Source organism: uncultured Campylobacter sp. (assembly GCF_938018145.1).
Lineage (GTDB): Bacteria > Campylobacterota > Campylobacteria > Campylobacterales > Campylobacteraceae > Campylobacter_A.
In genome coordinates this window covers 1-10,342 of the sequence record NZ_CALIII010000223.1, presented here as the reverse complement: position 1 = coordinate 10,342, position 10,342 = coordinate 1, and the positions used below count along the sequence as shown (strand labels likewise).

Annotated in this window: 11 protein-coding genes; 8 read left to right on the top strand and 3 right to left on the bottom strand. The window is 48.1% G+C overall.

Annotation, left to right across the window (positions count from 1 at the left end; all coding sequences use genetic code 11):
* Together Q0338_RS05010 and Q0338_RS05005 are read left to right on the top strand one after the other, a co-directional pair.
* On the top strand, positions 1-375 hold a 375-nt coding region (locus tag Q0338_RS05010; protein WP_298085799.1), incomplete at its 5' end, for a chemotaxis protein CheB.
* The gene (locus tag Q0338_RS05005) at positions 368-1,174 is read left to right on the top strand and encodes a protein-glutamate O-methyltransferase CheR (RefSeq protein ID WP_298085798.1); all 807 of its coding nucleotides are present in this window, start codon (positions 368-370) and stop codon (positions 1,172-1,174) included. The genes Q0338_RS05010 and Q0338_RS05005, both read left to right, overlap by 8 nt.
* Before the next feature lie 161 nt (positions 1,175-1,335).
* On the opposite strand, the gene Q0338_RS05000 is transcribed toward Q0338_RS05005, so the two are convergent.
* Together Q0338_RS05000 and Q0338_RS04995 are read right to left on the bottom strand one after the other, a co-directional pair.
* Positions 1,336-2,538 carry an MFS transporter gene (locus Q0338_RS05000; RefSeq protein ID WP_298085797.1) on the bottom strand — a complete coding sequence of 401 codons (1,203 nt, stop codon included), beginning with the start codon at positions 2,536-2,538 and terminating at the stop codon, positions 1,336-1,338.
* 39 nt (positions 2,539-2,577) lie between these two features.
* The gene (locus Q0338_RS04995) at positions 2,578-3,030 is read right to left on the bottom strand and encodes a copper resistance protein NlpE N-terminal domain-containing protein (RefSeq protein ID WP_298085796.1); all 453 of its coding nucleotides are present in this window, start codon (positions 3,028-3,030) and stop codon (positions 2,578-2,580) included.
* Positions 3,031-3,137: 107 nt separating this feature from the next.
* On the opposite strand from Q0338_RS04995, the gene Q0338_RS04990 reads away from it, so the two are divergent.
* From Q0338_RS04990 to Q0338_RS04980, 3 genes are all read left to right on the top strand, one after another.
* Positions 3,138-4,058 carry an SPFH domain-containing protein gene (locus tag Q0338_RS04990; protein WP_009493831.1) on the top strand — a complete coding sequence of 307 codons (921 nt, stop codon included), beginning with the start codon at positions 3,138-3,140 and terminating at the stop codon, positions 4,056-4,058.
* Positions 4,055-4,453 (top strand): NfeD family protein, encoded by a 399-nt coding sequence (locus Q0338_RS04985; RefSeq protein ID WP_298085795.1) that lies wholly within the window; start codon positions 4,055-4,057, stop codon positions 4,451-4,453. Before Q0338_RS04990 ends, Q0338_RS04985 begins: the two co-directional genes overlap by 4 nt.
* A gap of 77 nt (positions 4,454-4,530) precedes the next feature.
* Positions 4,531-5,037, top strand: coding sequence for an endonuclease V (locus tag Q0338_RS04980; RefSeq protein WP_298085794.1), 507 nt, complete (start codon positions 4,531-4,533; stop codon positions 5,035-5,037).
* Between the two features lie 97 nt (positions 5,038-5,134).
* On the opposite strand, the gene Q0338_RS04975 is transcribed toward Q0338_RS04980, so the two are convergent.
* The gene (locus tag Q0338_RS04975) at positions 5,135-5,506 is read right to left on the bottom strand and encodes a hypothetical protein (protein ID WP_298085793.1); all 372 of its coding nucleotides are present in this window, start codon (positions 5,504-5,506) and stop codon (positions 5,135-5,137) included.
* Between the two features lie 309 nt (positions 5,507-5,815).
* Between Q0338_RS04975 and Q0338_RS04970 the strand changes: the two genes are divergently transcribed.
* Genes Q0338_RS04970 through Q0338_RS04960 form a run of 3 tightly spaced genes read left to right on the top strand, consistent with a single transcriptional unit; the run spans position 5,816 to position 9,988 of the window.
* Positions 5,816-6,865 (top strand): dehypoxanthine futalosine cyclase, encoded by a 1,050-nt coding sequence (locus tag Q0338_RS04970; protein ID WP_298085792.1) that lies wholly within the window; start codon positions 5,816-5,818, stop codon positions 6,863-6,865.
* Positions 6,865-8,088: a pitrilysin family protein gene (locus tag Q0338_RS04965; protein ID WP_298085791.1), complete on the top strand. Its 1,224-nt coding sequence runs from the start codon at positions 6,865-6,867 to the stop codon at positions 8,086-8,088. Before Q0338_RS04970 ends, Q0338_RS04965 begins: the two co-directional genes overlap by 1 nt.
* The gene (locus Q0338_RS04960) at positions 8,078-9,988 is read left to right on the top strand and encodes a DEAD/DEAH box helicase (protein ID WP_298085800.1); all 1,911 of its coding nucleotides are present in this window, start codon (positions 8,078-8,080) and stop codon (positions 9,986-9,988) included. Before Q0338_RS04965 ends, Q0338_RS04960 begins: the two co-directional genes overlap by 11 nt.
* Positions 9,989-10,342 lie beyond the last annotated feature (354 nt).

Below are 10,342 nucleotides of genomic sequence, written 5' to 3'. Positions count from 1 at the left end.
CCCGTGCAGCTAAAAAGCGCGATATATATCTGCGAAAAAAACTCCGAGATAATCTCTGCTAGCCCCCTAACGGCCGGCATGTGCTCGCCTATGAAAGAGACCACGTATAATCCAAACGTGGACGTACTTTTTCATTCGGGCGTGCAGGCTTGTAAATTTGCCGACGTCATGGCTATACTGCTAACGGGCATCGGCGACGACGGCGCGCGCGGGCTAAACGAGCTATATAAAGCCGGCGCCAAATGCGTCGCCGAAAACGAGGAGAGCGCGATCGTCTACGGCATGCCAAAGCGCGCGAAAGAAATCAACGCAAATTTAAAGTCGCTACCCATCGGCGGTATAAGAGCGGAACTGGAAAGGTTTTTACATGCTTGAAAATGCAAATTTGACGCCCGCTCCTAGCGATGCGGCGGGGCTAAATAAATTCGTCGAAGTCATCAAAAATATGTGCGGCGTGGATCTGGAGTCCAAAAAGGACATGATAAAACAGCGCCTAATAAATTTCTGCCAAGCAAACCGCATCCCAAGCTTTGAAGCCCTAAGCTCAAAAGTCCTCGTAGACCGCTTTATGAGGCAAGAGATCGTAAATTTGATCACCACGAACGAGACTTATTTTTACAGAGAGTTGCCGCAGCTACAAGCCGCGATCTATTACGCCAGAGAGGAGCTTGATAGCGTGCGGATACTGTGCGCGCCGTGCTCGACGGGCGATGAGGCGTACTCGCTGGGTATGCTAGCGCACTCAAATTTACTCGACGTAAATCGCGTTAGTATCGTGGGTATCGACATAAACTCCGAGGCTATCGATAGCTGTAAAAAGGGCGTTTATAGCGAGCGCTCGCTGCACCGCCTAAACGACAATCAAAAAAATATCTACTTTACAAAACGCGACGGCAAGTACGAAATCAAGCGCGAGATGCTGCCTAGATGCGAGTTTAGCGTGGCAAATATCTTTGACGACGCGATCTTTAAACTCGGTAAATTCGACATCATTTTCTCGCGAAATATGATGATTTATTTTAACGAGGAATTTAAGCTAAAAACGGTCGAGCGCTTTCATAAAATTTTGAGCGATCACGGCAGGCTCTACGTAGGACACGCCGATCTGGTGCCGTTTACGACGCTTTATAAAAAGCATATTTCAAACGGAACGACTTACTACGCCAAGGCCTGAGCGAGATAAATTTGGGATCAAATTTTGGCTCAAATTTGCCGTTAAATTTGATTTATAAATTTGACGTACCGAGACTGCTGCATTTTTGACGCGGGCGGCAAATTTATTTGGTCAAATTTGATTAAATTTGCCGCTTGTTAAACCCGCGCCGCAAAGTAAATTTACGCTAGCTCGTCTCTGTAAATTTTACGCACGAAGAGCCAGTAAATCGCTCCCGCAAAAAACATACAGCCTATTAGAGCCGTGATCAGTGAGAGGCTAAGCCCTAGCTCAAACAGCAGCCCTATGCCGCCAGAAATCACCGCCGCGACGCCCAGGTAAACCATGTCGTTATAGGCGATGATACGACCGTAAAACGCCGGATCGCACTTTTGCTGGATGAGCGTGTAGGTGTAGCTCCAAAGCGTCGAGGTGAAAAATCCCGCGCAGAAAATCCCGATAAATCCGATATAAAAGTTAAACTGCAGCGCGCTCCACGCGATGACGCCAAGCCCGTGACCGACGTAGATATAGACTAGGTTGGAGTTTGAGACGAATTTACTAAGCACGAGCGGGCCGACGATGAGGGCGACGGCGCGGCAGGCGTTGATGTAGCCGATGATGAGCGATGCCGAGAGCAGGCCGGCGTACGGATAGTCGGCTAGTAGCGCCACGAGCGCGTCGTAGCTGGTCACGCCTACAACCGCGTGCAGCATGATGAGGTGCGCGATGAGGGGGTTTTGTTTTACGTATTTTAGGCCGTTTTTTAGCATCTCGCGGACTTTTTCGCCGCCTTTTTTAGCTCGCACGGCGATATCTGTTTTAAGTAGGACTATGAGCGCTACTGCGTAAAGACCGCAGTCTAGCAAAAAGGCGCTTTTTATCCCGAAAAAATGGATATAAATGCCCGCTAGCCCCATGCCCGCGGTGTATGAAAACGCCCAGATGAGCGAGTGGATCTCGTTTGCGGTTTTTAGCTCGTCTTTGTTTAAAATTTTAGGAAAAAGGCTCATCTCGACCTGAAAATATGTCCCGCCGGCCCCAACTCTGATAAATATTATCACAAAAAGCAACCACATCAATGAAAGCTTGTCGATAAAAACGAGCATAAAAACCGTCACCATCTCCACGACCGTGAGCGCTATTAGCATCGGTTTGGGGCTAAATTTATCCACCACGATACCGCTAAAAGGCGATAGTAGCACGCCCGGCACGAAAGCTAGCGCAGCCGCCGCCGTGATCGCCCAAACGGGCGCGTCAAGCTCGATAAGCAGCGTAAAAATGCCCGTGTGCGAGAACCAAACGCCAAAATAACAAATCAGCTGTATGAGCGAGAGGCGCGCGAAAACGGGCTGGGTTTTTAGTAGGTTGATAAATTTACTCATTTTGGGCTTTGGGTTAAATTTGAGCGCTAAATTTGCCGATTAGTTTGCTTCTAGTTTTTTGTAGATGCGCTCCTGGGCGAAATTTTCTTTGATAAAGCTGTTTTGGTTGCTGATCTGGCGAAGCGTATCGCCGTTAATCTCGAAATTTAGCTTTTCGCGGTATTGATTCGTCACTCTTAGGGTGTTGCCTGATATCTCGTAAATGCCTGTTTGCAGCTCTCTTTGCGCGATCTTTTTTTGATAAACGGTGTCGATTTTAAACGTACCATCCGCGTTGAGTGTTAGCGTGCTTTTTGAGTTTTCGCTACATCCGTCGCAAAACACCTTAGCCTCGTAAACGCCGATCAAATTTTCCTTATCTACCTCGGCGCCGCACGTTTCAAAAACCTCCGTGCTGCCGCATTTTTTGTTACTTACCGCGCTTGCGCCGCCGCTTGCCGCACAGCCTGCAAATATCATCGCAGCTGCGGCTAAAAATAAAATATTTTTCATGATTTATCCTTAAAATTTTGGCTAATTATACTAAAAATTTTCCGCTAAAATGGCGATTTTTTAGCAAAAAGCGGCTAAAATGATGAAAAATATTTTAAGGAGTAGTCATGGAAGAGAGCATCCCGTTTATCGTATTTGCCGTGGTCGTGCTGGCCTTTGCGGTCTTGTTTTTAAAAGCCGGTATCAAGATTATCTCGCAGTCTGATATCTACATCGTCGAGCGTTTGGGTAAATTTCATAAGGTGCTTGACGGCGGTTTTCACATCATTATCCCTTTTGTCGATCAGATCCGCGCCGTGATCACCGTGAGAGAGCAGCTAGTAGATATCACGAAACAGCAAGTCATCACCAAAGATAACGTAAACATAAGCGTCGACGGCATCGTGTTTTTAAAGGTCGTGGACGGCAAAATGGCTCTGTATAACGTCGATAGCTACAAACGCGCGATCGCAAATTTAGCCATGACGACGCTAAGAGGCGAGATAGGCGCGATGAACCTTGATGATACGCTTAGCTCGCGCGACCGCCTAAACTCCGCGCTACAAAGAGCGCTCGGAGACGCCGCCGATAACTGGGGCGTAAAGATCATGCGCGTCGAGATCTCCGAGATCTCCGTCCCGCACGGCATCGAAGAGGCGATGAATCTACAAATGAAAGCCGAGCGCGAAAAACGCGCGATCGAGCTAAAAGCGCAGGCTGAAAAAGAGGCGCTCATCCGCAACGCCGAGGCGCTAAAACAAGAAAAAGTATTGCAAGCCGAAGCCATCGAGCGTATGGCCGATGCGAAAAAATACGAGCAAATCGCGCTAGCCACGGCTCAAAAAGAGGCGATGGATATGATAAACGAAAGCATGGCGCAAAACGCAAAAGCTGCCGAGTTCCTGCTCGCGCGCGACCGCGTCGGAGCCTTTAACGAGCTAGCCAAAAACGGCTCGAAAGATAAAATTTTAGTCCCTTACGAAGCGACCGAGCTCATCGGCTCTTTAAGTGTTTTAAAGGACTTTTTGGGCGCTAGGGCGGCGAAATGATACCCGCGTACTTGATGCTAGCCGCCGGCGTCGGGCTAGTCATGCTCGAGTTTATGCTCGGTAGCTTTTTCGTGCTATTTTTCGGGCTTGGATTTTTAGCGGTCGGAGTTTTGGGATTTTTTATCGATATCGCTTGGGAGTATCAAATTTTACTCATCGCTATCGTCTCATTGGTCCTGCTTTTTGCGCTTAGAAAGCCGCTAAAGACCAAATTTAACCAGCACGAAAGCGAGGTCAAAGATGACTTTTTAAACGAGAGCGGCGAGGGCGAGATCAGAGAGGGTATGGTTTATTTTAAAGGTACTTTGTGGCGCTACGACGGAAATTTAGCCGAGGGTGCAAAGGTGCGCGTGCTTGGCACCAAAGGCAATAAAGTCGTTTTACAGCGGGATTAAATTTGAGCTTTTGAGGGGGCTTTTGATGTTTTAGTTGTCTTTTTGCGCCGCTCAAATTTAAACAAAAAAGGATAGCGGTGAAACTTGCCGCAGATGCGTATTATGCGGGAAGTAAGGCTAAAGTCGTAGGGGTTTTGTTTGAAAATTTTAGCGACGAAAAGCCGCTCAAAATCATCTCAAAAGTAGTAGACGACGTGGCGCCCTATGAGAGCGGAAGCTTTTATAAAAGGGAGCTACCGTGCATCGTCTCGCTTTTGCAGGATTTGGATGTGCGGGATATCTCGCTCATCGTGATCGACGGTTTCGTTTATCTTGATGGCGATGGAAGATACGGTCTGGGTGGGCATTTATACGAGCGCTTGGAGCGCAGAGTGCAGGTCGTGGGCGTAGCCAAATCGCCTTTTAAAGGTAGCTGCAAGCTCGTAAGAGAAATTTGCAGAGGCGAGAGTAAGAGGCCGCTTTTTGTTAGCGCTGTCGGTACCGACCTAGACGAAGCGGCGCGGCTCGTAAAGGGGATGAGCGGCGAGTTTAGGATGCCTAACTTGCTTAAAATTTTAGACGACGAGACTAAAAGCGATTTTTAACTACTTTGCGGTGAAATTTGAGCTTAATTTTGATGTTGCCAGCTGGCCTAAATTTGAGGGGAAGTGCGATCAAATTTGACCTTGACCGCATTAAATTTTAGTGTTTGTGATGAGGACAGGCGTGCGCTTTGTCGCTTGCGCCGCTTTTGCCGTGATGAGCGCAGCCTTTATGTTGCGCGCACTCGTGTGCTTTTGCATCGCATTTTGGGCATGGCTTTGATTTGTCGCTATCGCCGCCGCAGCCCAGGCTTTTATCCGCTCCGTGATTTCCGTGATGAGGACACTCTTTTATCGCGCCGTGAGCCTGTGCGCAGCTAGCGTTTGCTATGCCGTGATGCGGGCAGCTTGCATCTTTTATCTGCGTAGCGTGGCGATACTCCTGCGCGTTTTGCTCGGCTGGAGCTGGTTTGTTCGCCGTGCAGCCTGCAAAAAATAGCGCCAAAATCGCAGCTAAAACTAAATTTTTCATCTTTTCTCCTTTGATAAAATGTCTCGCGATTTTATCAAATTTAAGCTTTATAAATCGGGTTAAATTTAAAAAGCCGTTGCAAATTTGACTCTAGGTTTTATGCGATCGACTATCTGTGACGGTGCGGAGCATAGCAGCTAGCGCCAAAAGGCTAAATTTTAGCTCGAGAGCGTCTTTTGTGGATTTTAAAATCATTTCTTTTCCTTTGCGTATGCCGTAAAATGATATCCGCAAGACGTTAAAGACGTGAATTTATCAAAGATAAAAGCGTTTTTCGCTAAACTCGCGTAAAAAATTTAAAGGAAAAATTTGACTAGACTAAGCGTAGACGAGGCGGTAAATTTGATAGAAAACGCCGAGCTAAACGAGCTTGGAGCGATGGCTCTAGCGCGCAAGCGCGAGCTGCACCCTGACGGCGTCACGACCTTTATCGTGGATAGAAACATCAACTACACGAACGCGTGCTGGGTGGACTGTAAATTTTGCGCGTTTTACCGCGATCATAAGGACGAGGACGCCTACGTGCTCGGCTTTGACGAGATCGGGCAAAAGATCGAGGAGCTCATCGCTATCGGCGGGACGCAAATTTTATTTCAAGGCGGCGTACATCCGAAGCTAAAAATCGAGTGGTACGAGGATCTCGTGGAGTTTATAGCAAAAAAATATCCAAGCATCACGATTCACGGATTTTCCGCGGTCGAGATCGACTATATCGCTAGGATCTCGCGTATCAGCACGAGGGAGGTGCTACGTAGGCTGCAAGAAAAGGGGCTCTACTCGATGCCCGGAGCCGGCGCAGAGATACTTAGTGACCGCGTCCGCGACGTGATCGCGCCTAAAAAATGCGACGTAGAAACGTGGCTACGCATCCACCGCGAGGCGCACGAGGAGGGGCTAAAGACGACGGCTACGATGATGTTTGGCACCGTCGAAACCACGCGCGAGATCGTGGAGCACTGGGAGCATATCAGGAGCTTGCAGGATGAGACTGGCGGCTTTAGAGCGTTTATATTATGGAGCTTTCAGGGACTAAATACGCGTCTAACCGCCGAGCACCCCGAGATCAAAAAGCAAAGCTCGAATCGCTATCTGCGCCTGCTTGCCGTCTCTAGGCTGTTTTTAGACAACGTACCGAACATCCAAAGCAGCTGGGTCACGCAGGGCAGCTACATCGGGCAGCTGGCGCTGCTGTTTGGCGCAAATGATCTAGGCAGCACGATGATGGAGGAAAACGTCGTCAAGGCCGCCGGCGCTAGCTACCGCATGAATCAAGACGAGATGATACGCCTCATCAAAGATATCGGCGAAAAACCCGCCAAACGCAATACCAATTACGATATTTTAGAAAGGTTTTATTGATGAAAATCATAAATTTAAAAGCCGCAAATTTACAAATCCCGACCGTTTACGAGGCTAGTAAAACCCTACCCGCGGTGAGCCTAAAGCTTATTTTCAAGGTTGCCGGAGCTTGCGTAGAGGACAAGGCGGGGCTAGCTAAATTCGTCGCGAAAATTTTCGACGAAGGCACGCTAAGCAAGGGCGCGGCTGGTTTTGCCAAAGAGCTTGAAACGCGCGCGATTAGCCTTTACGCGAGCGCGGGATTTGAGACGTTTGCGTTTGAGCTAAACTGCCTAAAGGAGCACTTTTCTTTCGCGCTTGCCAAGCTAAAAGAGCTTTTAGAGGAGCCAAATTTAAGCCAAAAAAGCTTTGAAAAGGTGCGAACTTTGACGCTGGGTGAAATTTCTGGCAACGAGAGCGACTACGACTATCTGGCTAGAGTCGCGCTAAACGGGCTGCTATATCCCGGTACGAATCTAGCAAGGCCTAGCATCGGCACGAAGCAAAGCGTAGAGAGTATCACTCTAGACGACGTTAAAAACTTCATCTCTAGCAAGCTTGATCTGGCAAATTTATTTGTAGTGCTAGGCGGCGAAGTGACGCCAGAGGAGCTAAATTTGGACGAGATTTTAAGCTCGCTAAAGCAGGGCGAAGCGCGCGAACTAAAGCTACTAAAAACCGATGAAAAATGTGGCGAAAAAGCCATCATCAAGCCTAGCGAGCAAGCCTATATCTACTTTGGCGCGCCTTTTGACGTTTCCCGCGAAGAGCGATATAAGGCCAAGGTAGCGACGTTTATTTTGGGCGAAGGCGGCTTTGGCAGTAGGCTGATGGAGGAGATCCGCGTGAAGCGCGGGCTGGCGTATTCGGCGTACGCTAGGAGCGAATTTGCGCTGAGCCACTCGCAAATTTGGGGCTATCTGCAAACCAAAAACGAGAGCAGGAGCGAGGCGGTCGCGGTCGTGAAAGACGAATTTGCAAAATTCGTCAAAAACGGCGTAAAGCCAGGCGAGCTAGCGCAGGCTAAAAGATTTTTGTTAGGCTCGCAGCCGCTACGCCAAGAGACGCTTTTTAACCGCTTAAACATCGCTCAGAGCGAGTTTTATAACGGCTTTAAACTAGGAAATTTTAAAGACGAGCTAGAAAAAATATCAAAGCTAAAGCTTGCCGAGCTAAACGCGTTTATCGCGGAGCACGCGGAGATAGAAAAGCTCAGTTTTGCCGTGCTTTACAATGAAATTTGATGAAAAAGACAAAATCAATCTAAAAAAAATCGGCGTAACCACTCTGCTCGACCTCGCGCTTAAGCTTCCTAAAAGCTTCGAGGATACGAGCCTAGCCGCCGCACCAAAAGACGGGCACGTGAGCGTCGCCGTGGAGATAAAAAGCGCGTATCGCCAAGGCGGAATGCTACACGCCGTATGCTGGTGCGAGGCGTGGGAGCAAAGCGTAAAGATCGTGATTTTTAACGCCAAGCCTTGGCATCACGGCGCTTTTAAGGTCGGCAAAAGCGTATTTGTAAGCGGCAAATGCGCCTACGCCTACGGCTCGTGGCAGCTAACAAATCCAAAAATCGTCACGAAAATAAACGAAATCATACCCAAATACAAACTCTCTCTCAGAGACGATTCGTTTAAAAATTTGATCCAAAAGTACGTAAATTCGCCAAATTTGATTGAGGCGGGACTCGCGCCTAGGGAGGCTGAGTTTTTGCTAGATCTGCACAGAGGAGACGAAAAAAGCGTGGCGATACTGGACGCGCTCGTTCGCGAAAAAGCGGGCGAAGAGGTGCTAAAATTCGTTGAAATTTACAACTACCTAAAAAAGCTAAACGCCAAAAAAACGCATTTTAAAGCGCCTAAAATCAAGCTTTTTGATATCTCTTCGTGGCTTAAAAATTTGCCGTTTGTGCCGACTTCCGACCAGCTAAACGCTATCGCTGATCTGCGCACGGACTTTAGCGGCGAGGAGGCAGTGCGACGCGTCGTGATGGGCGATGTCGGTAGCGGCAAGACGCTTGTTATGCTAGCCGCCGCGCTTAGCGTCTATCCCGGCCCTGCGCTCATCATGGCACCAACGTCGATACTGGCCGAGCAAATTTACGCAGAGGCAGTGCGTTTGCTGCCTGATTTTATGCGCGTTTTGTTAGTTAAAAGCGGCGATAAACCCGAATTTGACGGCGTAAATCTCATCATCGGCACGCATGTTTTGCTCTATCAAAGCTTGCCCGCTGCGCCTTTGGTGATGATAGACGAGCAGCACCGTTTCGGCTCGAATCAGCGCGAGAAAATCAACGCTCTAGCTAGCGGGGAGCTCGGGCAAGACTTGCAGCTTGATGAAGCGGACGATAAATTTGACGGCGGCGAGCAGGTAAATTTAGCCGCAACCGCACCCGAAAAAGGAAATAAGCAAACAAAAACAGCGGACGAGACCAAGGCTCACGTCGTGCAGTTTTCAGCAACGCCGATCCCACGCACGCTAAGCATGATACAAAGCAGCTTCGCAGAATTTAGCTTTCTAAAGCAGATGCCTTTTGAAAAGCATATCCATACGCAAATTTTACAGAGTGCGGACTTTGGCGAGCTGCTAACGCATATTAAATCGCAAATCGCTAAAGGCAAGCAAGTCGCCGTGATCTATCCGCTGGTTGAGAGTAGCGAAAACTCGAACTATCAGGGGCTGGAGGAAGCGCAGGATTTTTGGCGGGCAAATTTTACAAACGTCTATGTCACGCACGGCAAAGACAAAGAAAAAGAGCAAGTTCTGCGTGAATTTCGCGAGCACGGCGACGTACTACTATCGACTACGGTGGTCGAGGTCGGCATCTCGCTGCCGCGGCTTAGCACGATCGTGATCGTTGGTGCGGAAAGGCTTGGTCTAGCGAGCCTGCATCAGCTGCGCGGACGAGTAGGGCGAAACGGCGGGAGCGGATTTTGCTTTTTATTTACGAAGCTTAAAAATCCGCCGACGCGCCTGAGGGAGTTTTGCGAGACGCTGGATGGCTTTAAGATCGCCGAGATAGACCTCAAAAATCGCCAAAGCGGCGACATCCTAAACGGTGCGTTTCAGCACGGCGCGACGTTTGAATACTACGACTACGAAGAGGAAATCACGCAAGCGGCGAAGGATAGGCTTGGGATTTAGCTGAATTTGCCGTTGAGTCGGCAAAATTTGGCTGCTAGCTTGGTTTTTTTGAACGGATTTTAAATTTGAAATAAAATCGGTAAAAAATTTGAGTTTAGAAATTTATGATTTTTAAAATTTTACTTGAAACAAAATTTACAGATAGTTTTTGGAGCATTTTTAATCTAATTAAAGCTCCCATGATTGCATGGCTTATTATTGCTTTTTTGTGGATTATTAAAAACAGAATTTGCATAAAATTAAATGCTTGTAGTTATGACTTTTTGTAGAAGCTAGAGATATGCCAATTTGGGTTCATATTTAAATACAGTTTTTTGTATAAGGTAACTTAAAAAGCGAAGTCGTAAATTTAAA